At 63.4% G+C, this 25,008-nt stretch carries 17 protein-coding genes, 1 pseudogene and 1 riboswitch; of the genes and pseudogenes, 16 read left to right on the top strand and 2 right to left on the bottom strand.

What is annotated here, in order from left to right; translation table 11 throughout:
• Positions 1 to 5 precede the first annotated feature (5 nt).
• The 3 genes from VSR72_RS32355 (at position 6) to VSR72_RS32345 (ending at position 3,930) form a co-directional block, all read left to right on the top strand.
• Entirely contained in the window at positions 6 to 2,486 is a 2,481-nt protein-coding gene (locus VSR72_RS32355; protein WP_342956336.1) for an FAD-dependent oxidoreductase, read from the top strand.
• A gap of 30 nt (positions 2,487 to 2,516) precedes the next feature.
• The gene (locus VSR72_RS32350) at positions 2,517 to 3,380 is read left to right on the top strand and encodes a LysR substrate-binding domain-containing protein (RefSeq protein WP_342956331.1); all 864 of its coding nucleotides are present in this window, start codon (positions 2,517 to 2,519) and stop codon (positions 3,378 to 3,380) included.
• A gap of 139 nt (positions 3,381 to 3,519) precedes the next feature.
• Positions 3,520 to 3,930 carry an NUDIX domain-containing protein gene (locus tag VSR72_RS32345; RefSeq protein WP_342956330.1) on the top strand — a complete coding sequence of 137 codons (411 nt, stop codon included), beginning with the start codon at positions 3,520 to 3,522 and terminating at the stop codon, positions 3,928 to 3,930.
• 36 nt (positions 3,931 to 3,966) lie between these two features.
• Here the strand turns inward: VSR72_RS32345 and VSR72_RS32340 are convergent, their stop codons facing one another.
• Positions 3,967 to 4,827 carry a LysR substrate-binding domain-containing protein gene (locus VSR72_RS32340; protein WP_342956329.1) on the bottom strand — a complete coding sequence of 287 codons (861 nt, stop codon included), beginning with the start codon at positions 4,825 to 4,827 and terminating at the stop codon, positions 3,967 to 3,969.
• A 129-nt stretch (positions 4,828 to 4,956) separates the two neighbouring features.
• On the opposite strand from VSR72_RS32340, the gene VSR72_RS32335 reads away from it, so the two are divergent.
• The 12 genes and pseudogenes from VSR72_RS32335 (at position 4,957) to VSR72_RS32280 (ending at position 22,154) form a co-directional block, all read left to right on the top strand.
• The gene (locus VSR72_RS32335; protein ID WP_342956328.1) at positions 4,957 to 6,357 is read left to right on the top strand and encodes a DHA2 family efflux MFS transporter permease subunit; all 1,401 of its coding nucleotides are present in this window, start codon (positions 4,957 to 4,959) and stop codon (positions 6,355 to 6,357) included.
• 202 nt (positions 6,358 to 6,559) lie between these two features.
• A riboswitch (guanidine-I (ykkC/yxkD leader) is annotated at positions 6,560 to 6,659 on the top strand.
• Positions 6,660 to 6,717: 58 nt separating this feature from the next.
• Positions 6,718 to 7,788 (top strand): putative urea ABC transporter substrate-binding protein, encoded by a 1,071-nt coding sequence (locus VSR72_RS32330; protein ID WP_342956327.1) that lies wholly within the window; start codon positions 6,718 to 6,720, stop codon positions 7,786 to 7,788.
• Positions 7,789 to 7,821: 33 nt separating this feature from the next.
• Entirely contained in the window at positions 7,822 to 8,637 is an 816-nt protein-coding gene (locus tag VSR72_RS32325; RefSeq protein WP_342956326.1) for an ABC transporter permease subunit, read from the top strand.
• Positions 8,634 to 9,425: an ABC transporter ATP-binding protein gene (locus VSR72_RS32320; protein WP_342956325.1), complete on the top strand. Its 792-nt coding sequence runs from the start codon at positions 8,634 to 8,636 to the stop codon at positions 9,423 to 9,425. Before VSR72_RS32325 ends, VSR72_RS32320 begins: the two co-directional genes overlap by 4 nt.
• Before the next feature lie 13 nt (positions 9,426 to 9,438).
• Positions 9,439 to 10,143, top strand: a complete 705-nt coding sequence (locus VSR72_RS32315) for an urea amidolyase associated protein UAAP1 (protein ID WP_342956324.1) — start codon at positions 9,439 to 9,441, stop codon at positions 10,141 to 10,143.
• Between the two features lie 14 nt (positions 10,144 to 10,157).
• Positions 10,158 to 10,799 (top strand): urea amidolyase associated protein UAAP2, encoded by a 642-nt coding sequence (locus tag VSR72_RS32310; protein ID WP_342956323.1) that lies wholly within the window; start codon positions 10,158 to 10,160, stop codon positions 10,797 to 10,799.
• A 172-nt stretch (positions 10,800 to 10,971) separates the two neighbouring features.
• A complete protein-coding gene (gene uca / locus VSR72_RS32305) occupies positions 10,972 to 14,580 on the top strand; it encodes an urea carboxylase (protein ID WP_342956322.1) in 3,609 nt (1,202 codons plus the stop codon).
• 18 nt (positions 14,581 to 14,598) lie between these two features.
• Complete coding sequence (gene atzF / locus VSR72_RS32300) at positions 14,599 to 16,422, top strand: allophanate hydrolase (RefSeq protein WP_342956321.1); 1,824 nt, start codon at positions 14,599 to 14,601, stop codon at positions 16,420 to 16,422.
• Positions 16,423 to 16,681: 259 nt separating this feature from the next.
• A pseudogene (locus tag VSR72_RS32295) lies at positions 16,682 to 17,821 on the top strand (2-isopropylmalate synthase); the annotation flags it as partial.
• 93 nt (positions 17,822 to 17,914) lie between these two features.
• Positions 17,915 to 19,009 (top strand): branched-chain amino acid aminotransferase, encoded by a 1,095-nt coding sequence (locus tag VSR72_RS32290; RefSeq protein WP_342956320.1) that lies wholly within the window; start codon positions 17,915 to 17,917, stop codon positions 19,007 to 19,009.
• A 411-nt stretch (positions 19,010 to 19,420) separates the two neighbouring features.
• Complete coding sequence (locus VSR72_RS32285; RefSeq protein ID WP_342956319.1) at positions 19,421 to 20,761, top strand: MFS transporter; 1,341 nt, start codon at positions 19,421 to 19,423, stop codon at positions 20,759 to 20,761.
• A gap of 205 nt (positions 20,762 to 20,966) precedes the next feature.
• On the top strand, positions 20,967 to 22,154 hold the full coding sequence (locus VSR72_RS32280) for a porin (RefSeq protein ID WP_342956318.1): 1,188 nt from the start codon (positions 20,967 to 20,969) through the stop codon (positions 22,152 to 22,154).
• Between the two features lie 58 nt (positions 22,155 to 22,212).
• Here VSR72_RS32280 and VSR72_RS32275 read toward each other — a convergent pair whose 3' ends face one another.
• The gene (locus VSR72_RS32275) at positions 22,213 to 23,235 is read right to left on the bottom strand and encodes a LacI family DNA-binding transcriptional regulator (protein ID WP_342956335.1); all 1,023 of its coding nucleotides are present in this window, start codon (positions 23,233 to 23,235) and stop codon (positions 22,213 to 22,215) included.
• Positions 23,236 to 23,422: 187 nt separating this feature from the next.
• Between VSR72_RS32275 and VSR72_RS32270 the strand changes: the two genes are divergently transcribed.
• Positions 23,423 to 24,970 (top strand): altronate dehydratase family protein, encoded by a 1,548-nt coding sequence (locus tag VSR72_RS32270; RefSeq protein ID WP_342956317.1) that lies wholly within the window; start codon positions 23,423 to 23,425, stop codon positions 24,968 to 24,970.
• Positions 24,971 to 25,008 lie beyond the last annotated feature (38 nt).

Genomic DNA, 25,008 nt, shown 5'->3' with positions numbered 1-25,008 from the left:
ACCCTATGCCCACCCCTGTCCCTGCGCATGCGCGCGTTGTGATCGTCGGCGGCGGTATCGTCGGCTGCTCCGTGGCTTACCATCTCGCGAAACTTGGCTGGAGCGACATCGTCCTGCTCGAACAGGGCGTGCTGTCGTGCGGTACCACCTGGCACGCAGCGGGCCTTGTCGGCCAGTTGCGCTCGCAGCACAGCATGACGAAGCTGATTCGCTACTCCACGGCGCTATATGCCGAACTCGAGGCGGAGACGGGGCTCGCCACGGGCTGGAAGCAGTGCGGCTCGCTCTCGGTGGCGCGTACGCAAGAGCGCATGACGCAACTGAAACGTACGGCTGCTTCAGCACACGCTTATGGCGTGACGTGCGACGTGATCGGGCCGCGAGAGGCGGGCGAGCTATGGCCGGTGATGCGCACCGACGACCTCCTTGGCGCTGTCTGGCTTCCGGGCGACGGCAAGGCGAATCCAACGGACCTCACGCAGTCGCTTGCGCGCGGCGCACGCATGCGTGGCGCCCGCGTGATCGAGAACACACGAATCACCGCTGTGCATACGGCGGCAACGCGTGCCGGGCGCGCAGTCACAGGCGTGGCGTGGCGCAACAAGGACGGGGACGAAGGCATGCTGCAGGCAGATTTCGTCGTGAACTGCGCGGGGCAGTGGGCGAAAGCGATTGGCAGGCTATGCGGAGTCACGGTGCCCCTTCATTCGGCGGAGCACTATTACATCGTGACCGAGCGCATCGCGGGAGTTCACCCCGATTTGCCCGTCATGCGCGATCCAGACGGCTTTATCTACTTCAAGGAGGAGGTGGGCGGCCTCGTGATGGGCGGCTTCGAGCCTGATGCGAAGCCGTGGGGCATGAACGGGATTCCGGAGAACTTTGAGTTCCAGTTGTTGCCTGACGACTGGGATCAGTTCGAAGTGCTGATGGAAAACGCATTGCAACGCGTGCCGGCACTGGAAACCGCGCAAGTTCGCCAGTTCTACAACGGGCCGGAATCGTTCACGCCGGACAACAATATCATCCTCGGCGAGGCGCCCGAGTTGCGTGGCTTCTTCGTCGGCGCAGGCTTCAACTCGATGGGCATTGCCTCGGCAGGCGGCGCCGGGATGGCGCTCGCCGAGTGGATCGTTGCTGGCCAGCCGACCATGGATCTGTGGCCCGTCGACATCCGCCGCTTCGCGCGCTTCAACGGCAACGACACCTGGCTGCACGACCGCGTAAAGGAAACGCTGGGGTTGCACTACGCAATGCCCTGGCCCAACCGCGAACTCGACACGGCGCGCCCGTTCCGTCGCTCGCCGCTTCATGCGCTGCTCGCCGCCGATGGCGCGTGCTTTGGCAGCAAGATGGGCTGGGAGCGTGCGAACTTCTTTGCGCCTCAACCCGCGCAGGCGCGCATCGAGTATGCATTCGGCCAGCAAAACTGGCTGCCGTGGAGTGGCGCGGAACATCGTGCCTGCCGCGAGCGCGTCGCGCTGTTCGACATGACTTCGTTTGCCAAGCTGCTCGTCAAGGGGCGTGACGCGGAAAATGTTCTGCAGGGTATCGTTGCCAATGACGTGGCGGTGCCGGTCGGCACGACGGTATATTCAGGCATCCTGAACGAGCGAGGGGCTTACGAGTCGGACGTTACGCTCACGCGCCTCGCCGATGACCAGTATCTCGTCGTGACGGGATCCGCACAGGCAACCCGCGATTTCGACTACATCGAGAAAGCGATTGGGCACGATCGGCACTGCGTGCTCGTCGACGTCACCAGCCAGTACGCGGTGCTCGCCGTGATGGGGCCGCATTCGCGAGCGCTGCTGCAAGGTGTTTCAAAGGCAGACTGGAGCCCCGAGGCGTTCCCCTTTGGACAAAGCCGCGAGGTCGATATTGGCTACGCGACCGTACGAGCGACGCGCGTGTCGTACGTCGGCGAACTGGGCTGGGAGCTGTACGTTCCGGTCGAATTCGCAGTGGGTGTCTACGAGACCCTTCACGCCGCGGGCGAAGCATTCGGGTTGGTCAATGCGGGCTACTACGCCATCGAGTCGCTGCGCCTCGAGAAAGGCTACCGCGCGTGGGGCCGCGAACTCTCGCCCGAGCACAACCCTTTCGAAGCCGGGCTCGGGTTTGCATGCAAGCTCGACAAAGACATTGCGTTTCGCGGGCGCGACGCGCTCCAGCGCCTGCGCGACCAGCCCCTGCAGCGCCGGCTCGCCGTGTTCAGTGCCGACGGCGCAAGCGATCGCATGCTATGGGGTGGCGAAGGTATCTTGCGCGACGGTAAGCCGGTTGGCTCAGTAACCTCGGCCGCCTTCGGCCACACGCTCGGCTGCCCGGTGGCAATGGGTTATGTCTCGCGCCCGGAAGGGGGAGTCGACGCCGCATGGCTGGCAGCGGGGCGTTACACAATCGACGTGGCGGGAGAGCAGATTCCCGCGACCCTGCATCTGCATGCCCCGTACGACCCGCGCTCGTTGCGCATGAAGAACTGATTTCAACGACACGGACTCGATGGTGGCGGCATGCACTACGCGCAATTGCGGGCATTTCATGCGGTGGCGGAGCAGGGCGGCTTTTCAAAGGCGGCTCGTGTGCTTTCGCTTACTCAGCCAGCGATTTCCGATCACGTGCGGCGGCTCGAACAGGACTACGGCGCTCAGCTTTTCGAGCGCACTGCGCGAGGTGTCGAGCTGACGGACCTCGGGCGGCGCCTGTACGCGGTGACGCGCCAGATGGTGGCCTGCGAGCGCGACGCACGACGGTTGCTGGAAGCCGCAGGCGAGCTCGAGTCGGGCGAGCTTTCCCTCGTCGCCGACGCGCCGGATCTGGCGATGAGGCTGATTGGCGCGTTCCGCATGCGCCATCCGGGGATCGTAGTGAAGCTTTCGGTGGCCAACGCGACCGAGTGCATGCAGCGCGTCCTGGCGGGCGTCGCCGATGCTGCGATCTCTGCCGCTCATTGCGTGCACGCTCGTCTGGAAACCCGGGTGTTGTGCGAGGAGCCTCTTGTGGCCGTTGTACCCGCCAGCAGCGCCGCGGCCACGCAGGCGCCGATCAGCTACGAAGCGCTCGTACTCCAACCGATGATCTTCCGCGAACCGCTATCTGTCACGCAGCAACTGCTCGAAGCGGAACTGGCGCGCAAGCGCCTGCAAGTGCGCCCCGTGCTGTACGTGGAAGGTCGCGAGGCGCTGCAGACCGCTATTGCGCAGGGCGTTGGCGTCGGCGTCGTCGCGAGGGCGGAGTTCGGCGGCTCGCCCGGCGTCCGGGCGATTGCGCTTGCCGACTGCCAGGTTCGCATGGTCGAGTCGCTGGCGCGACTCGCGGACCGTCCTGCGTCAAAGCTTCTGGAGGCACTTTTTAGCACCGATCCCGTATCGCCGTGACTTCGGCGACTCGATCGCGCGTCGGGCTCGATCGTTGCTACACATTGCGGCGGACCCGCCAGGCTATTGATCGGGCGCCCATAGCCGGCCAACAATCGATTCATGGAAACTATCCGGCGCTTGTCGTGAGACCCGAAGCATGAAAGAACGAGCAACCATTGTGTGCTGGCAACGAGGAGGGATTCTCCTCGTTGAGCGGGGAAGATCGAGATGGTCGCTGCCAGGCGGCACGATCCGGCGAGAGGAATCGCCGGCGGATGCGGCTGCTCGTGAGCTCACCGAAGAAACGACGCTCGAGGGCTACGAGTTGGGATACCTGTTCCAGTTTGGCGGGCTCAACAAGCGGCACCACGTTTTCTTCTCCGTGCTGCCCGATGAGGCGAGGCCTGTGCCGAGCAACGAGATTCTCAAGTGCCGATGGTTTCGTCCCCGCCAGGTGTCGACACTTGTCACCAGCGTACCGACAAGGGAAATCGTCAACCTTCTGTTTGATCGCGAATTGACGCAGTTAGCTGAAGTCGCGTCGGTGCGCCCCGAATTGCGTCCGTAATCAAGCTTTCGCAGCCATGTCGCGAAGGCCCTGGAGCTATTCGCCGATCCAGGACCCGCGCAGATCGCTGTCATGCAGCAATTGCAAAAGCGTTTGGGCCGGACGGCTAAGGCGTTTTGCGGCCAGCGCAATGAATTCGACATCCGGGAGCGTGGGCAGGCTTGCCGCGTTGACAGGCGGCGCAAGGCCACGCGCCGCGAGATACTGCGATCGCACCGTAATGCCGAGCCCGCCACGCGCGGCCGCCACGCAGCCTGCATGACTGCTGCTCGTGCAGACCATCTGCCAGCGGAAATCGGTTTGTGCGAGTGCGTCGAGCACGACGGCACGCGTGACGCTCGGTTCGGCGACCAGGACGAGCGGGAGAGGTTGCGTCAGGTCCACGACCGTGCCGGTGGGCGCGAGCCACTCGAGCCTGCTGCTGAACAGCACCGCACCGCGTTTGTCACCGACCCGCCGTTTGCCGACCATGAGATCGATCGTGCCGGCATCCAGAAGCTCGTAAAGTTCGCCGGTCATGCCGATGGTGATTTCCAGCTCCACGTCGGGATGCGCGTTGCGAAAGGCTGTGAGCACAGTCGGTAGCGGACCGAGTGCGACGTCGTCCGACGAACCAAGACGAACCCGCCCCTTCAGGCGCGGCGCGCGGAACTGTGCCTGTGCGCGGTTCATCGCCTGCAGGATCACGCTTGCGTGCGCGAGCATGGCCTCGCCGTCCGGCGTGATCGAAAGAGAATGCGTGTCGCGCACAAAGAGCCGCCTGCCAATGGTCTGTTCGAGGCGGCGGATATGCTCGCTGACGCTCGACTGGGTCAAGCCGAGCTGCCGCCCAGCCTCGGTGAAGCTGTGGCAGGTCGCGACGGTGACAAACGTCCGGAGCCAGATGGGATTGAGCATTCGGGCATTGTTATCGGAAATGCCGATGACAGTCAACGTCGTCAGTGGGGTTCCCGATTTACGTCGATGACAATACCATGACGCCATCCCCCCATGTCTGTCGTCGCGCGCTGCGCGCCAGAAGTTTCAATGACCAAGGACTCCAGTCACACCGCATTGCTGTGGATCGTCGCCGCAGGCTTTTTCATGCAGGCACTCGACACGACGATCGTCAACACCGCGCTGCCCTCCATCGCGCACAGCCTTGGCGTGCGCCCACTCGAAATGCAACCGGTGATCGTCGCCTATACGCTGACGATGGCGATGCTGACGCCCGCGTCGGGCTGGCTCGCCGACCGCTTCGGCACGCGCCGTGTCTACTTCACCGCCATCCTGATCTTCGTGCTGGGCTCGCTGTGCTGCGCGAACGCCCATACGCTGGGTCAACTCGTCGTCGCACGCGTGCTGCAGGGCATAGGCGGGTCGATGCTGTTGCCGATCGGGCGACTCGCCGTGCTGCGCGCCGTGAGCGGCGAGGCGTATGTCTCGGCGCTCGCGCTGATTTCAGTCTCCGGTCAGGTTGGCCCGATCGTTGGACCGACGCTTGGCGGCTGGTTCGTCCAGTCCTTCTCCTGGCACTGGATCTTCCTGATCAACGTGCCCATTGGCATTGTCGGACTGTTCGCAGTCCTGCGCTATCTGCCTCGCGCGACAGGAGAGCGTGCGCCTCCGTTCGATTTTGCCGGTTGCGCGCTCGTGTCGCTGTGCATGATCGCGTTTTCGCTGGCGGTAGAGGTTCCGGGTCAATCGCATCGCGCCGCGTGGTCCGCGGGGCTCTTCGTGCTCGGTCTCGTCAGCGCGCTCGCCTACGTGCCCTACGCACGGCGGCGCCAGAATCCGCTCTTCAAGCTGGCTTTGTTCCGCGAGCCGAACTTCAGCGTCGGTCTGATCGGAAACCTGCTGTGCCGGATCGGGTCCAGCGCGGTGCCGTTCCTCGTTCCGCTGCTGATGCAGCTCGAGCTCGGCTATTCGCCGCTGCGATCGGGCGTCATGATGCTGCCCGCCGCTATTTCGGGAGCCCTGGCCAAGCGCTGGATCGCCCCGCTGATTCGCCGCTATGGCTACGACACTTTCCTGCTCGTGAACACGCTGATCGTTGGCGCATCGATCGTTGCGTTTGCATTGATATCGCACGACACGCCCATCATCGTCGAGATCGCGGTGCTGGCGATTTTCGGTGCGGCGAACTCGATGCAGTTCGCGGCGATGAACAGCGTCACGCTCAAGGGACTTTCGCACGAGGATGCCGGCAGCGGCAACAGCCTGTTCTCGATGGTGCAGATGCTGGCGATGGGTCTCGGCGTGTCGGTTGGCGGCGCACTCGTGAGTCTCGCCGCCGATCAATGGGGATCGGTGGCGCTGGGTTTCCGGGTGAGCTTCGCTGCGGTCGGTGCGATCACGCTGGCGTCTGCGCTGATCTTCCGGCGCATCGAGGAAACGCCCGCAGCGGTCTCGACATCGGTCGAACGAGCGGCGGCGGGCGCCCGGTAACTGTCGCACTCATCGCTTGCATGACCGACCGTCGCGCGCCCGGATCGGGTGCGTCATGACGCATGCTAGTGCGCAGTTTCCCCGATGCGGGGCACGAACATGCCCCGCGTGCCCGGAAGGCGTGCTTTTTTTCATTGGCACGCTTCTCGCTCTAAGGAGTGGGCAAGGAGCCGGCGCAGCATCCGGTTCGACAGACAATCTGGAAATGGACAGCTAGGGTTCCGGCCTGCTTCGCGCAGGTGCTGGTCCGAGAGCTGTCGACCTCAGGCGAGGTTACACGGCGGGATAAAAGCCCGGGAGAGAACGCGATGTTTGCGCTGCTCCCTGCCGTTGCTAACCGTCTCCTTTGAGGTCAACCTCATGCGCAAGCTCGTTCGCTGTCTTGGCATCGCCGCCGTCTCCCTCGCCACCTTCGCCTCTAGTGCCGCATTCGCCGCGGGCCGCAGCGACTTCAAGGTTTGCTGGACCATCTACGCCGGCTGGATGCCGTGGGGTCAAGCCAAAACGCAGGGCATCATTTCGAAGTGGGCCAAGAAGTACAACATCAACATCGATGTCGTGCAGTTGAACGACTACGTTGAATCGATCAATCAATACACCGCGGGCAAGTTCGACGGCTGCGCGATGACCAACATGGATGCGCTCACCATCCCGGCTTCGGGCGGCGTCGATTCGACGGCACTCATTGTGAGCGACTACTCGAATGGCAACGACGGCGTGCTCATGAAGGGCAAGGGCAAACAGATCGCCGACCTGAAGGGCCAGCAGGTCAACCTCGTGCAGTTTTCGGTCTCTCACTACCTGCTCGCACGCGCGTTGGAAAGCGCGCATATGAGCGAGCGCGACCTCAAGGTTGTGAACACATCCGACGCCGATATCTCAGGCGCGTTCGCGACCCCGACCGTTCATAACGCGGTGACATGGAACCCGATGCTCGCCGACCTGAAAGCGCAGCCGAACGTGACCGAAGTCTTCGATTCGAGCAAGATTCCCGGCGAAATCATGGACATGATGGTCGTCAACACCAAGACGCTGCAAGAGAATCCGGCGCTTGGCAAGGCACTGACGGGCGCATGGTTCGAGATGGTCGCGCTGATGCACAGCGACTCTGCTGCGAGCACGACCGCGCTGACGTCGATGGCGAAGGCCTCCGGCACCGACCTTGCGAACTTCAAGGGGCAACTCTCGACCACGGCTCTCTTCTACACCCCGCAGGCGGCGGTGGCGTTCGTCACGAGCCCGGACATGCCGAAGATCATGTCGCGCGTAGCGAAGTTCTCGTTTGACCATGGTCTGCTCGGCCAGGACGCCAAGAGTGCGGATTCCGTCGGAATGGCATTCGACAAGGACGTGGTCGTGGGCGACAAGAAAAACGTGAAGCTGCGTTTCGACCCGACCTATGTCGAGCTGGCGGCGGCGGGCAAGCTCTGAAACAGCCATTGACGTTTCAAAGAGGCGGTCACCATGCGACTCATCAACCGACATCCGAGCCGGATCGGCAGCTTGATGCTGCTCCTGCTGCCGTTCGTCGTGCTGTTTGCAGTGTATTTCACGGGATCTGCACAGCGGCTCAAGCTCAATCCCGATGACAAGCTGCTTCCGAGCGCGGCGCAAATGCAGGATGCCGTGAAATCCGTCGCGTTCACCGAGGACAAGCGCACCGGCGAGTATCTGTTCTGGGACGACACCCTCTCGAGTTTGCGGCGACTGGGAATCGGTCTTCTCGTGAGCGCGGTGATTGCGCTGGTGGCCGCGATCGCGACGGGCTCGCTGCCGCTCGTCAGTGCGACGCTCTCGCCATTCATCACCGTCGTTTCGATGGTGCCGCCGCTTGCCGTGCTGCCGATCCTTTTCATTGTCTTCGGGCTCGACGAGCTCTCCAAGGTCGTGCTCATCGTCTTCGGCATTACGCCCATGATCATTCGGGACCTGCACGCTCGCGCCCGCGACATTCCCGCCGAACTGTGGGTCAAGGCTCAGACGTTGGGGGCCACGAGCTGGACGGTCATTTTGCGTCTGGTCCTGCCGCAACTCCTGCCGCGTCTGCTGGTGGCGATGCGTCTGTCGCTCGGTGCTGCGTGGCTGTTTCTCATCGCGGCTGAAGCAATCGCATCGACCGATGGGTTGGGCTACCGCATCTTCCTCGTGCGCCGTTACCTCTCCATGGACCTGATTCTGCCGTATGTCGCGTGGATCACGCTGCTCGCGTGGCTCACCGATGAGCTGCTGCGCCGGATCACGCAATGGTCGTTCCCCTGGTATGGCGGAGGTGGACGATGATCGAAGTCCGCAACGTATGGAAAGAATACGGCGACCAGGTGGTCCTCGAACGTTTGAATCTCACCATCAAAGAGGGCGAGTTCTGTTCGATGGTCGGCGCGTCCGGCTGCGGAAAGTCGACTTTTCTGCGGCTGCTGCTGGGTCAGGAGCAGGTGACGCGCGGCGAGATCTTGCTGGACGGTCAACGGCTGCCCGGCGAGCCGGATGCCCATCGCGGCGTCGTGTTTCAACGCTACTCGGTGTTCGAGCACCTTAGCGTGCTGCGCAACGTGATGTTGGGACTGGAGCTTCCAAAGGCCCGGTTCACGGGCCGGTTGTTCGGAGCGCAACGGCGCGCGGCACGAGACGAGGCGGCGGCGATGCTCGAGCGGGTGGGACTCGGTGCGGCCTTGAACAAGTACCCGCAGCAACTCTCCGGCGGCATGCAACAGCGTCTCGCCATTGCGCAGGCTTTGATGATGAAGCCACGCGTGCTGCTGCTCGACGAGCCGTTTGGCGCACTCGACCCCGGCATCCGCAAGGACATGCACGTGCTGCTCTCGGAACTGTGGCGCGAAGCGAAGCTAACCATCTTCATGGTGACGCATGACCTGAAGGAAGGCTTCACGCTGGGAAGCCGCGTGCTCGTGTTCGACAAGGTGCGCGTGGACCCTCAAGCGCCGGGCGCCTACGGCGCACGCATCACCTACAACATTCCGCTCGACCGTAGCCGCGAATCGGTGTCCGCGGTCCATCTGGCCCGCGCCGCGGTTCAAGGGGCATCGGCCAGCATCGAAGTGGTCTCATGAAGGGAACGAAAACATGAAGTTACTGCTTGAAGAAGCCGTCCCGGGCGGCGGCCATACCTCGCTCATCGTGAAGCGCGGACAATCGTTGCGCGTGACTGACCTGCACGGCGGCGCCAACGTCAGTGTCATGATGGTCAATGCAACGGAAAAGAGCGAGCGTCTGAACCTGCCGGATTCGCTGAAGTGCCAGCACACCGCGAAGCTCACCACGGGTCATTGCCTGTACTCCGATATGGGCCGCGTGCTCGCCGCCATCGTCGCCGACACATGCGGATGGCACGACAGCATCGGCGGCGTCTCGAACGCAGAAGAAGTCACGGCGCGATACGGTCAAGGGCGCTATCAGGAACTGCGCAACGGGTTCTACCGCAACGGCACGGACAATCTGCTCGTCGAGATGAGCAAGTGGGGGCTCGATATCTCGGACCTGCTCATGACGCTCAACCTTTTCAGCCGTGTCGACGTCACGAGCGAAGGGGCGCTCAATTTCGTGAGCCACAACTCGAAGGCTGGCGACTACGTTGACCTGTACGCGCCGATGAACACGCTGGTCGTGCTCACGGCGATCCAGCATCCGCTCGATCCGAACCCCGAATATGCGCCCAAGGCGGTGCAACTCGCGTTGAGCGAGGCGCAGCCCGATGTGGCGGAAGTGTGCCGTACCGCATGCGAGGAGAACGTGCGCGGATTTATCAACACCGAGCGTTTCTTTCTTTGAGCGGAGAGCACTTCATGACTAGCACGCTTATCGTCAGCGACAAACAGCCCGCGAGCGCGGTTTACCGCGAGACAGTGGCAGCGGGCGAGCCCTGGCTGCACGAAGTGAAGGCGGGGCAGACACTGCGCATCGTCGATCTGGAGGGCAACCAGGCGGTCGATACCTTGTTCTACAGTCTCGCTGACCCGCGTGAGCGCTTCGACCCGCAACGCACATTGCGTCGACAGCAGAGCCTCTACCTGACGTCGGGCTCCGTGTTGTATTCGAATCTCGGCAATCCGATGTTGACCATCGTTGCCGATACCTGTGGACGCCACGATACGCTCGGCGGCGCCTGCGCACAGGAGAGCAACACCGTGCGCTACGCGTTGGGAAAGCGCTATATGCACAGCTGCCGTGACAACTTCCTGCGCGCCTGTGCGCATGACGGCCGGCTCTCGAAGCAGGACATTGGCGCGAACATCAACTTCTTCATGAACGTGCCCGTGACGGCGCAAGGCGGGCTCACCTTCGAAGACGGCATTTCCGCACCGGGGAAGTACGTCGAACTGCGCGCCGAGATGGACGTCATCGTGCTGATTTCCAACTGCCCCCAGTTGAACAATCCGTGCAACGCCTACAACCCGACGCCCGCGGAACTGCTGATATGGGACTGAAGCGTATCCGTAGCTGGCTCTCGTTCCTCCTGCTCGTGCGCTCGGGACGCTATTTCACGCTTACGCGCGCGCAGCTGAATCAGGCAAATCGCTAACGCGAATACGGCTGCGGACGACCGCGGCTCACATCTCTTACGGCGGGACGGCCCGCCTCTGAAACAAGATTCCTCCCATGTTCGAGACGATTCTTATCGCCAATCGTGGCGCTATCGCATGCCGGATTCTTAGAACGCTGCGCGAACTCGATGTCACCGGAGTCTGCGTCTTCGCGGAGGCGGATAGAGCGAGCCGTCACGTGAGCGAGGCGCCCATCGCGCACTGTCTGGGCGATGGCCCGGCGGCGACGACTTATCTCGACACGGAAAAAATCCTCGAGATCGCCCGGCGTGAGGGCGTGCAGGCCATTCATCCCGGGTATGGATTCCTGTCCGAGAACGCGGCCTTTGGCGAAGCGTGCGAAGCGGCAGGGATTGCGTTCATCGGGCCGACGCCCGCGCAGTTGCGCGCCTTTGGCCTCAAGCACACGGCGCGTGAAATTGCCCAGAAGGAAGGCGTGCCGATGCTCCGGGGAACCGGCTTGCTCGGCGACCTGAGCGCGGCGCTGGAAGCGGCGCAAACCATCGTCTATCCGGTCATGCTCAAGAGCACGGCCGGCGGCGGTGGTATCGGCATGCGCGTGTGCTGGAACGCCGCCGAGCTCGGCGCGCACTTCGATGCTGTGAAGCGGCTTGGCGAGAACAATTTCAGCGATTCCGGCGTGTTCCTCGAAAAGTACATCGAGCGGGCGCGACACCTGGAAGTGCAGGTCTTCGGCGACGGCAAGGGCGACGCGATTGCGCTCGGCGTGCGCGACTGTTCCGTGCAGCGGCGCAACCAGAAAGTGCTCGAGGAAACGCCCGCGCCGTGCTTGCCGGATGGGATTGCCGAGGCGCTCTGTGCGGCTGCCGTGAAGCTTGCGAAGGCGGTGGACTATCGCTCTGCGGGCACCGTCGAGTTCGTGTACGACAGCGCCGCCGAGCAGTTCTATTTCCTCGAAGTCAACACGCGCCTGCAGGTGGAGCATGGCGTGACCGAGCAGGTGTGGGGCGTCGACCTCGTGCGCTGGATGATCGAGCTGGCGGCCGGCACGCTCAAGCCGCTGCAGGCGCTTGCAGCGGAGTTGACGCCACGCGGCCATGCGATTCAGGCGCGTCTCTATGCCGAAGACCCCGGTCGAGACTTCAAGCCGAGCCCCGGTCTGCTGACCGACGTTGTGTTCCCGCCTGCGGATGGTCGCGCGCTGCGCATCGACACGTGGGTCGAAGCCGGTTGCGAAGTGCCGCCGTACTTCGACCCGATGCTCGCCAAGCTGATCGCGTGGTCGCCGACTCGCGACGAGGCTCGCCACGCGCTCAACGAAGCGCTGAAGAACACGTGCATCTACGGCGTGGAGACGAACCGCGACTATTTGCGCCAGATTCTGGACGACAAGCCCTTTGCATCGGGCGAGCCCTGGACCCGGTGCCTCGAAGGACTCGAGTACCAGGCCAGCACCATCGACGTGGTGAGCGGCGGGACGCAGACGACGATACAAGACTTTCCGGGCCGTCTCGGATACTGGGCGGTCGGCATTCCGCCTTCTGGGCCCATGGACGACCGCGCCATGCGGCTGGGCAACCGCCTGCTCGGCAACGCCGCTGACGCCGCTGCGCTCGAAATCACGATGAGCGGCCCGACGCTTCGCTTCAATACTGACTCGGTCGTGGCCATCACGGGGGCGGAAATTCCCGTGCTGCTCGACGACGTCTTGCAACCGTTGAATACGAGCCTCTTTGTTCCGGCTGGCTCGACGTTGTCGCTCGGCACCATTCGCGGCGCCGGCGCACGCGCTTATCTGTGTATACGCGGCGGTTTGGACGTCGGCGTTTATCTCGGCAGCCGGAGCACTTTCACGCTCGGTCAGTTCGGCGGACATGGCGGCCGGGCAATACGCGCGGGCGACGTGCTTCACCTCTATCCGCTCGAAAACGCGCAGGCTGGCAAGACGCTGCATGACGTGCCGAAACTTGAAGCGGTTCGGACCATTCGTGTGATCTATGGTCCGCATGGCGCGCCCGAGTACTTCAGCGCCCGCTATATCGAACAGTTCCTCGACACCGACTGGGAGGTGCATTTCAATTCCAGCCGCACGGGTGTGCGCCTGATCGGGCCGAAGCCGGAGTGGGCGCGCGAAGACGGCGGCGAGGCAGGGTTGCATCCGTCGAACATTCACGACAACCCCTATGCGGTTGGCGCCATCGACTTTACCGGCGACATGCCCGTGATTCTCGGACCCGACGGGCCGAGCCTGGGCGGCTTTGTCTGCCCGGTGACCATCATCGAGGCCGATCTCTGGCACATTGGCCAGTTGAAGGCCGGCGACAAGATTCGCTTCGTTCCGGTTGAGGTGGATGAGGCACGCGAAGCCGCGCGCCAGCGCGCCCGGGAACTGGAAAGTCTCGAGATCGAATCGAACGCGCCAGCCGAGCCAACCGGAAGACGGTTGCCTCTGGCATCGCCCATCGTGCTCGACATGGGCTCGGGTGGCGAGCGGCTGGTTGCGCGCGTGTCCGGCGACACGCATCTGCTGCTCGAGATCGGGCCCGCCGAGCTTGACCTCGTCTCGCGCTTTCGCGGGCACGCGCTCATGCAGTCACTCGAGGCAATGGCGCTTCCCGGCGTCATCGATCTGACGCCGGGCATCCGTTCGCTCCAGATTCACTATCGGCCGGAGGCATGGCCGCTCACGCAAGTGCTGGAGGTCGTCCGCGCGGCGTGGGAACAGGTCTTGACAAGAAAAAACCTGCGCGTGCCGTCGCGCGTCGTTCACATTCCGCTCTCCTGGGATGACCCGGCGTGCCAGCTCGCGATTGAAAAATACACGACCACAGTGCGCAAAGACGCGCCGTGGTGCCCGAGCAACCTCGAGTTCATTCGCCGGATCAACGACCTCGAATCGATCGATGCCGTAAAAAAGGTCGTTTTCGACGCGAGCTATCTCGTGATGGGACTCGGTGACGTCTACCTGGGCGCACCGGTTGCCACACCGCTCGACCCACGGCATCGCCTCGTGACGACGAAGTACAACCCGGCCCGTACCTGGACGGCGGAGAACTCGGTCGGCATCGGCGGCGCGTATCTCTGTGTCTATGGCATGGAAGGGCCTGGCGGCTATCAATTCGTCGGCCGCACGCTGCAGATGTGGAATCGCTATCGCGAGGTCGCGGACTTTGGCGGTCAGCACTATTTGCTGCGCTTCTTCGATCAGATTCGCTTCTACGAAGTATCGGCCGACGAACTGCTGCGCATCCGCGCGGATTTTCCGCTTGGACGTTATCCGCTGAAAATCGAGGAGTCCGAACTTTCTCTGCCGGATTATCAGGCGTTCCTCGCGAGCGAAGCGGCCAGCATCGACACCTTCCGTGCGCGACAGCAAGCCGCCTTCCAGGCCGAGCGCGAGCGGTGGCGCGAAGCGGGCACCTCGGAAGAGGCGATCGAGGCTCCGGCTTCGGAGGATGCGCAACTGGCGCCCTTGAAGGACGGGCAGGTCTCGGTGGACTGCGAAATCGCCGGCAGCCTCTGGCAAGTGAAGGTGAAAACCGGCGACGTTGTCGCTGCGGGCGACGTGCTCCTCATCATCGAGTCGATGAAGATGGAGATCTCGGTGTTTGCCTCGTGCGCGGGTACGGTTGGCGATATTCACGTGGCACCGGGTTCGCCCGTGCGGGCGGGGCAACGCGTCGCCGTCATTGAGCGTCACTAAATACAAGGACAGAGAACCATGCCGTCATTCGACCTGCGACTTTCCACGCTCCGTAGTGCCTATCGCGATGGGCGGCTCACGCCTCGCAAGCTCGTGGCTGAACTGCTCGGAAAAGCGACCGCGCTGAATCCGGAGTTCAAGCTCTTCATTCGTCTTTTGACCGAAAGCGAACTCGCACCGTATCTTGACTGGCTCGAACAGCAAGACCTGGAGCGGCTGCCGTTGTACGGTGTGCCCTTTGCAATCAAGGACAACATCGATCTGGCCGGGATTCCGACGACCGCCGCATGCCCCGACTTTGCGTACACGCCGACCGAGTCCGCGACCCTTGTGAGCCAACTGGTTTCGCTTGGCGCCATCCCGCTCGGCAAGACCAATCTCGACCAGTTCGCGACGGGCCTGAACGGCACGCGCTCGCCCTACGGCAAATGCCGCAACAGTGTGCTTCCTGACTATCCGTCGGGTGGTTCCAGCGCGGGGTCGTCGCTTGCCGTCGCATTGGGCGTGGCGAGCTTTGCACTCGGGACCGACACGGCGGGGTCCGGCCGTGTGCCAGCCGGCTTGAACAATCTCATCGGACTCAAGCCGACGAAGGGCATCCTGTCGACGGCCGGTGTGGTCCCCGCCTGCCGCACGCTGGATTGCGTCACGTTCTTCACGGCCACGGCGGGCGAGGCCAGCGAGCTTCTCTCGCTGACCGCGCTGACCGCGCAGGCCGACGCCCGCGATGCATACAGCCGCAAGAATCCGCAGTGGAACTCGGCAAGTGCGTTCGGCAAGCCCTCCGCGTTCCGCTTCGGCGTTCCGGCGCGCCTTGAATTCGCGGGATGCGCCGAGAGTCCGGAACTGTTCGCCAGCGCCCGTGCGTGCCTGGAAGCGGCTGGCGGCGAGGCGGTGGAGATCGATTTCGAGCCCTTTGTCGAAGCCGCCAATCTCCTTTATCAAGGTCCCTGGGTCGCCGAGCGTTACAGCGTGGCTGGCGAGTTGATGTCGACGACGCCGGACGCGGTGCTTCCCGTGATTCGCGACGTGCTGGCCAAGGCGCCGGGTGCGACAGCGGTTGAACTGTTTCGCGCGCAGTATCGCCTGCAGGCGTTGAAGGCCGCCTGTGACGCGGTGGTCGATTCACTCGACTTCGTGCTGACACCGACTTATCCGCGCCCGGTGACACTGGCCGAACTCGCGCAAGACCCCATCGGGCCGAACTCGTTGCTCGGCTACTACACGAACTTCATGAATCTGCTGGATTACGCGGCGGTCGCCGCGCCAAACGGGTTCATGAAGAATGGGCTGCCGTGGGGCGTAACCGTCTTCGGCCGCGCGTTCACCGACCAGTATCTGTTGGGCGTCGCCGAGGTGCTGCAAACGTCCAGCGGCATCGAATGCGTCGGAGGAAACCGCCCGCAGTCGTGCGCGCGGCGAGTGGCGACCAACGACCGGATTCGCGTCGCGGTGTGCGGTGCGCACATGCAAGGGCTGCCGCTGAACAAGGACCTGGTTTCGCGAGGCGCGCATCGGGTGCAGGCGACGCATACGGCTGCGCACTATCGACTGGCTGCGCTGCCGGCTTCTGCGGACGGCACGCGGCGCCCGGGAATGTGGCGAGAGGCCGGGAACGGCGCGAAGGTGGCGCTCGAAGTGTGGGAAATGCCGAGCGCCGAGTTCGGTTCGTTCATCGCAACCGTGCCGTCTCCGCTCGCGCTGGGGAAGGTCGAATTGTCGGACGGCTCGTGGGTGACCGGCTTCCTGTGCGAACCCTATGGCGTGTCGTCGGGAACGGACATCACTGAATTTGGCGGATGGCGAGCATGGCTCGCGGGCGAGCGGAGCATTGCCGGCTGATGGGCCCGTCGGGAGACGCAAAGGGGATTCGCTTCATCGTGGCGCCGGCCTGATTGTCCATGCGCGATGGAACGAATCCGGCCTGCCTGTTAGCCCGCCACACGGCCTTCGAAGTCGCGGGTTGACCCCAGGTTCATCTGAAACATCGTTGGCTATAATCGCGAACGGCCGGGCGCTGTGATCCAGCGTTCCGGCAAGCGGGAAGGGTTACCCCCCATTCCCTGATCAATGCAGCGGCCGATCCCCACAGGAGACTGGCATGGCAGAACAACTCATCATTTTCGATACCACCTTGCGCGATGGCGAGCAGTCGCCGGGTGCGTCGATGACAAAAGAAGAAAAACTCCGCATTGCGAGGCAACTCGAGCGTATGCGGGTCGACGTGATCGAAGCGGGCTTCGCAGCAAGCTCCGAAGGCGATTTCGAGGCGGTGCGCGCGATTGCAAGCGAGGTGAAAGACAGCATTATCTGTTCTCTCGCACGCGCGAACGAGCGTGACATTTCACGTGCAGCCGAAGCGCTGCGGCCAGCCAGCCGTTTCCGTATCCATACCTTTCTTGCGACGTCGGCACTGCATATGGAGAAAAAGCTCCGTATGTCGCCTGACCAGGTGTACGAGCAGGCGCGTCGCGCAGTGCGTCAGGCGCGCAATTTCACCGATGACGTCGAGTTCTCGCCAGAAGACGCTAGCCGCTCCGACATGGACTTCCTCTGCCGGGTGCTGGAAGGTGTCATTGCCGAAGGCGCGACGACGATCAACGTACCCGATACCGTTGGCTATGCCATGCCGGAAGGCTATGCAGCATTGATCCGCGAACTGCGCGAGCGCATTCCCAACGCAGACCGGGCGGTTTTTTCGGTGCACTGTCACGATGATCTTGGCCTTGCTGTGGCGAACTCACTGGCCGCGGTCAAATCGGGCGGTGCAAGGCAGATCGAGTGTACGATCAACGGACTTGGCGAGCGGGCAGGGAATACGGCGCTCGAGGAAGTCGTCATGGCAGTCAAGACCCGGCGAGATCACTTCGGCCTCGACGTGCGCGTCGATACGAGCCAGATCGTCGCGGCTTCCCAACTGGTCTCGGAGATCACCGGGTTTGCGGTGCAGCCCAACAAGGCGGTAGTTGGCGCCAACGCTTTCGCTCACGCGTCCGGCATCCACCAGGACGGCGTGCTCAAGGCGCGCGATACTTACGAAATCATGCGGGCCGAAGACGTAGGCTGGAGCGCGAACAAGATCGTGCTCGGGAAGCTCTCTGGTCGAACTGCCTTCAAACAGCGCCTGCGAGAGCTGGGCGTTACGATGGACAGCGATGCGCAATTGAATGCAGCATTCGCGCGCTTCAAGGCGCTCGCTGATCGGGAGGCCATCGTGTCCGATGGCGCGCTGGTTGCCCTGGCCCGGCAGGGCGAGGGCGCGAATGCCGGTGCGTCGATAACGATCAGCGGTTAAGCTATCACGTTACTTGATTTCGTCATTGCTCGAAAAACCATGAATACTGAAAACACTGCGCAATTTGTTATTTCGCCCAGCACGACTCCCACGCCACACGATCAGATCACCGCGAGTATTGCCAACCCGGTATTTGGCCGAGTGTTCACGGATCACATGGCGACTGTGCGATGGACAACTTCCCTTGGCTGGCACGACGCGAAAATTGAAGCGCGCCGGCCGTTTCAGATTGACCCCGCCTGTGCCGTCCTGCACTACGCGCAGGAAATTTTTGAGGGCATGAAAGCCTATCGCGGCGAAGACGGCTCGATCTCGCTTTTCAGGCCTTTCGAGAATGCCAGGCGGTTCCGCGCGTCGGCGGCGCGCATGTCCATGGCGGAACTCCCCGAAGAGATCTTCGTCGGCGCAGTGGACGCGCTCGTGAAGATCGATCGGGACTGGGTTCCCGGTGGCGATGCCAGCCTGTACCTGCGGCCCTTCATGTTCGCGTCAGAGAGTTTTCTCGGGGTGCGCGCGTCGCATGAGTACGTGTTCTGCGTGATCGCCTCGCCCGTGGGGCCGTATTTCAAGCCGGGCAAGGCGGCCGTCACTGTCTGGGTGTCCGATCAATACACTCGCGCGGCACCGGGCGGAACGGGCGCGGCCAAATGCGGCGGAAATTATGCCGCGAGCCTGATTGCGCAAACCGAAGCGGCAGCGAAGGGCTGCGACCAGGTCGTGTTCCTCGACGCCGCGGAACACAAATGGATCGAAGAACTGGGTGGCATGAACGTGTTCTTCGTGATGGACGACGGCACGCTGCGTACACCGCCGCTTTCGGGCACCATTTTGCCCGGCATTACCCGTGCATCCATTATTGAGCTGGCGAAACGGGAGGGCATCGCCGTCGCCGAAGAGCCCTATTCGTTTGCATCGTGGCAAGCCGATGCAATCAGTGGTCGTGTCAAGGAGGCCTTCGCCTGCGGTACGGCGGCGGTTGTGACGGCCATCGGAGAAGTTCGTCACGCTGCGGGCGAATTCAAGATCGGCGACGGTGGCGAAGGACCTGTCACGCAACGCCTTCGCGCTACGCTCACCGGTATTCAGCGCGGCAAGGTTGCCGATCCGTTCGGCTGGATCCACAAGGTGGCCTGAGCCATTTTTCCCCGCGCCACTACGTTCTCCCTTTCCTTGCAGCCTGGTGGTGGCCCCTACGGGGCCGCCAGCCACCAGGCCAGCCAGTCGCCGCGCTCGTTGGCCGGAGACTTCTGAACACCTGCAGCCTGTCAATCCCCTTAGCTCACCCACACCTGCCCGCCGCTCCCCAGGGAAAAAGAAGCTGGCAAGAATCCCAAAACCGTACTAGGATGGCGTCGAATGTTACCGGTTACAGTCACCGGTAACGTCAACACCAGGAACAGCGAATGTGTGCTGTGGCACGCGCCCTTTGGCGTGCGCACGCGGTGAGGCCGTTTCCGGGTCAGAGCGCACGACGTTACGCCCTGAACGCAAGGCGCGCAGCGTGACACACTAAGAAACGCGGATTAAAACAACAGGAGACATGGCATGGATCAGGCCGCAACAACGCGGGGCCGCTCGAAGGTGCGCTGGTGGGTCGCGGGCCTCATGTGGGCGGCGATTGCGATCAACTATATCGACCGTACCGTGCTCGCGGCCGCGGCGCCGCGCATTCAGTCCGAATTTCATCTGGGCGCGGTGCAAATGGGCGTCGTGATGTCGGCTTTCTTCTGGTCGTACGCGCTGCTGCAACTGCCCGCCGGCTTCCTGGCCGACCGTTTCGGCCAGAAAAAGGTACTCGGCTTCGCGGTGCTATGGTGGTCGCTGGCCACTGCGATGACCGGTTTCGCGAACGGCTTCAAATCGCTGGTCGGCCTGCGGGTGGCGCTGGGCGCAGGCGAGGCGGGCGCCTATCCGAGCAACGCGGGCATCGCCGCGAAGTGGTTTCCGCTTCGCGAGCGCGCAACGGTGGCGGGCATTTTCGACAGCGGCTCCAAGTTTGGCGGCGCGATCGCGCTCCCGCTCATCGCCGCCATGCTCACCGCATTCGACTGGAAAATCACCTTCGCGCTCACGGGCCTGCTCGGGCTCGTCTGGTTCGCCTTCTGGCAGTTCTCCTTCAGCGACTCGCCGCGCGACCACAAGCGTGTCAATGCTGCCGAACTCGCCCATATTTACAGCGATCAACCTGCGCAACAGCAGGACTCCGAAGCACGGCCACGTTTGCGCAAGCTTTTCGCGCATCGCAACATCTGGGCCATGTGCATCGGTTTCTTCATGATCAACTACAACTCGTATTTTTTTATCACGTGGCTGCCCACGTACCTCGTCAAGGCGCGCGGCATGACGATGATGGAGATGGGGTGGATGGCTTCGCTGCCGCTGCTCGTCTCGATCGTGGTCGAAATTGCTGCTGGCTGGGCTTCGGACCGCGTCTACGCTTCAGGCAAGCTGTCGCTGACTGCCACGCGCAAGCTGTTCCTCGTCATCGGCCTCGTGATGGCGTCGAGCATTGGCTTTGCGGCCTTTGCAGACTCGGCGGCCGTTGCCGTGCTGCTGCTGTGTATCGCGAAGTCGGGCACGACGGTCGCGGCCTCGCAGGTGTGGGCGCTGCCGGCCGACGTGGCTCCGCGCGGCGCGGTTTCGATGGTCGCGGGCGTTCAGAACACGGTCTCGAACATTGGCGGCGTGGTCGGCCCGATCGTCACCGGGGCCATCGTGGGCGCGACCGGCTCGTTCGTTCCGGCACTGGTGGTCTCGTCCGCGCTCATCGGCGTGGCGATCCTCAACTATCTGTTCCTGCTCGGCAAGGTCGAACCGATCCGCTTCGACGCAGCGTCGACGCAGCATTCGGCCCGCGAACCGCACAGCGCCGATCTCGCCGGCTAAGGCGTAATCAGCCAGCGGTTTCAGACTGGCTGAGCGTTCCTGTACTGTTCTTCCGGAGTCACGCCGCAAGACCCATGAGTCTTGTGGCGCGGTTGCGGTCACCGTATTTCGTTTTCCATAAGGTGGGGAGAGAAAGGACTGCCAATTCTTCAAATCAAACTATTCAGTCATGCTAATTACACTAAAGCCTGAAAGGCTCCCCAGAATGAAAAAATCACTTTTCGCAGCCGTTGGTATCGTCACGCTTGCACCTGCCATGGCACAGGCCCAGAGTTCGGTCACCTTGTACGGCATCGTCGATGCCGGCGTCGGTTACATCAACAACCTGAAGGGCGGCAGCGTCGTCCAGCAAACGAGTGGCCGCCTGAGCGGCAGCCGGTGGGGCCTGAAGGGCACCGAAGATCTCGGCGGCGGGCTCAGCGCCGTCTTCACGCTCGAAAGCGGCTTCAAGCCCAGCGACGGCACGTCGGCACAGGGCGGTCGTCTTTTCGGCCGCAGCGCATTCGTCGGTCTCGCGAAGAACGGCATCGGTACGTTGACTTTCGGGCGGCAATACGAGCCGCTCGCGGACCTCGTCGCGCAGTACGCGGGATCGGGCACCTGGTCGCCGTCCACGCACATCGGCGACAACGACAACCTGAACCAGACCTTCCGCATCAACAACGCGGTGAAGTTCCGCAGCGACCCGATCGCGGGCTTCACCGTGGACACCATGTACGCGTTCAGCAACCAGGCGAGCGGGTCGGCCGGGCAGGGCTTCGGCAACAACCGCGCGTGGGGCGTCGCGGCGAACTACGCGAACGGGCCGTTCTCCGCGGGCGGCGGCTACGTGCTGCTCGATCACCCGAACACCGCGAGCAACACGGGCGGCGCGGTGGGCGGCGCATCGAGCACGACTGGCGACGACTACAGCGGCGCGTTCTTCTATAACCTCAACGGCGGCGTGCGCCGGCAACAGATCGTGGCGGCCGGTGCGAACTACAAGTTCGGCAAGGCCATTGCCGGCTTTGCGTTCAGCCATTCGGAGCTGAATTACAACGACGGATCGACGCGCAAATTCAACAACTACGACGCGAACCTGCGCTACCTGCTCACGCCGGCGTTCACGCTGTTGGGCATCTACACGTTCACGGACGGGCGTGCAGAAGGCCTGCCTGGCACGGGCGGCGCGACGCTCGACCCCAAGTGGCATCAATTCACGCTCGGCCTGGATTACGCGTTGTCCAAGCGAACCGATGTGTACCTCTCCGGCACCTACCAGCTGGCGGCCGGCGACGCGTCCACGCGTGTTGGGTCGGGCTACAGCAAGCTGGCTTCTATCGCGTATGCGGGCGGCGCGTCCTCGACGAACCGTCAGGTCGCGATCTTCACGGGCATCCGGGCAAAGTTCTGATGCGGCCCGCGTAGCGCCAGGGCGGCGCGGTCCACGCGCCGACTGCGTGTCGAGCGGCCTATGCCGATCCGCGCTCGATCAACGAGAAGCCGACATCGACACGCGAGCGCTTGGCCGCGCCGTTTTCGATCTTCTCGATCAACATCGTGGCCGCCAGTTTGCCGATCTTCGTGCCGTCGATCCGGATCGTCGTGAGCGGCGGGTCCGTGTCCGCGGCGAAGTTCTGGTCGCCGTAGCCGATTACCTTGAGCCGTCCCGGGACGTCGAGGTTGCGCGAGCGCGCTTCCATCAACACGCCAAGCGCCATGATGTCGGCGCCGCAAAACACGGCGTCGATGTCGGGATGTTCGTCGAGCAGGTTCGCCAGCGCGCGCCGGCCATCGCCCAGATGAGCAGGCGATGCGACCGAGGCGAGCGGAATCTCCCATTCGCCGTTGAAGGCGGCCACAAACGCCTCGGCGCGCAGCATCGCGCGACGATCGCCTGGCGTGACGATGGCGGGACGCCGGGCGCCGCGTTCGCGCAGGTATTGGGCCGCGGCCTCGCCGACCTTCGTGTGCGAGAAGCCGATCAGCATGTCGAGCGGCGAGCGCGTGATGTCCCATGTTTCCACGACCGGAATGCCTGCCGCCCGCAGCTTCTGGCGCGACGCCTCCGAGTGGATCACGCCCGTGAGCACGATGCCGGCCGGCCGCCGGCCCACGATGGCGTCGAGCAGCGCCTCCTCGTGCGACTCGTCATAGCCGCTCTGCCCGAGCAGCAGCTGGTAGCCTGCGCTCGCCAGTTCGGCGGTCAGCGCTGCGACCGTTTCCTGAAACACGCTGCCCGCCATCGCCGGGATCAGCGCGACTACGAGGCGGCTGCGATTCGAGGCGAGCGAACCGGCGATCAGGTCCGGCGTGTAGCCTGTCTGCCGCACGGCTTCGCGCACGCGCTCGAGGGTTTCGACGGAAACGAGCTCGGGGTTGTTCAGCGCGCGTGAAACGGTGACCTTCGTGACCCCGATCAGTCGGGCCAGATCGTTGAGCGTGACTCGTCCGGTGTTCTTGCGGGCACGCCTCGCGCCGGTAGCGGTGCCGATCGCGGGCGGGGCGAATTCTATCGAGGGCTTGGTCACGGGCGCGGGCGCTCCTGGCAGCAAAAGGTGTTGGCAATTATCCCAAATCTATACTACGATGGCACGAATGTTACCGGTTACATTAACCGGTAACTTGAATTCAGAACGAAAGGCTGCGCGATTCCCCGGCGCGGCCATCGGAGACAGGCGAATGCTCCAACCCAACAAGACCGATAGCGGGCCGTTGATTCGGCTCAACCAGAACGACAACGTGCTGATCGCGCGCGAGCCGCTGACGATCGGGCATCAGGTGTTCATCGACGGCGAGGCGATCCGCTTGCGCGCGCAGGTCGCGGCAGGCCACAAGGTCGCGGCGCGGCGTATTGCGGCGGGCGAGGCCATCCGCAAGTACGACACGGTGATCGGTGTGGCGGCGCGCGACATCGAGGCCGGCGATCACGTCCACACGCACAACATCACACTGGTCGATTTCGACCGCGATCCGGGCTTCGGCCTTGACGTGAAGCCCGTCGACTACATCGCGCCGGAACAGCGCGCGACGTTCAACGGCATCGTGAGGCCAGACGGGCGCGTCGCCACGCGCAATTTCATCGGCATTATCGCTTCGGTGAACTGCTCGGCCACCGTCATTCGCCATATCGCAGACTGGTTCACGCCGGAGCGGCTGCGCGATTATCCCAACGTGGACGGCGTCGTCGCGTTCGCACAGACGAGCGGTTGCGGCATGTCCTCGCCGAGCGAGCACTTCGACGTGCTGCGCCGCACGCTTGCGGGTTATGCGCGGCACCCGAACCTCGGCGGCGTACTCATTGTCGGGTTGGGTTGCGAGCGCAACCAGGTCGGCGATTTCCTCGACTCGCAAGGGCTCAAGACCGGCCGGGCCGTGCATGCGCTCGTGATGCAGGATGCGGGCGGCACGCGCGCGACCATCGAAGCGGGCATCAAGGCCGTGCAGGACATGTTGCCCGCCGCGAACGACATCGTGCGCACGCCCGTGCCGGTGAGCCATCTGAAGATTGGCCTTGAATGCGGCGGCTCGGATGGCTTTTCCGGCATCACCGCGAATCCGGCGCTCGGCGCGGCGATGGATCTGCTCGTGCGCCACGGCGGCACGGCGATCCTTTCGGAAACACCGGAGATCCACGGCGTCGAATATATGCTCACGCGCCGCGCCGTCACGCCCGAAGTCGGCCAGAAACTGCTCGACCGCCTCGCCTGGTGGGAGCGCTATACGCGCGGCCATAACGGCCAGTTCAACGGCGTGGTCGGCCCGGGCAACCAGCAGGGCGGTCTCGCCAACATATTCGAAAAGTCGCTCGGTTCCGCCATGAAAGGCGGCACGACGCCGCTGCAGGCCGTGTACGAATATGCCGAGCCGATCGATCGCGCCGGTTTCGTCTTCATGGACTCGCCGGGCTATGACCCTGTCGCGGTCACGGGCCAGATCGCGAGCGGCGCGAATCTCATCTGCTTCACGACCGGCCGCGGTTCGATGTTCGGCTCGAAGCCCGCGCCGACGCTCAAACTTGCGAGCAACACGCCGATGTTCACGCGCCTCGAGGAGGACATGGACATCAACTGCGGGCTCGTGATCGACGGCGAGCGCTCGATCGAGGAGATGGGGCAGGATATTTTCGATCTCATCGTGCGCGCCGCGTCGGGCGAGCGCACGAAAAGCGAATTGCTGGGCCTTGGCGACAACGAATTCGTGCCCTGGCACATGGGCATCGTGAGCTGACGGCGCGAAGCGACGCGCGTCGCAGTTACGTCGAGAAA

This window comes from Paraburkholderia sp. JHI869 (assembly GCF_038900775.1).
GTDB lineage: Bacteria > Pseudomonadota > Gammaproteobacteria > Burkholderiales > Burkholderiaceae > Paraburkholderia.
Note: the sequence above shows the minus strand (reverse complement) of the source record. Positions and strands in the feature narration are given on the sequence as shown.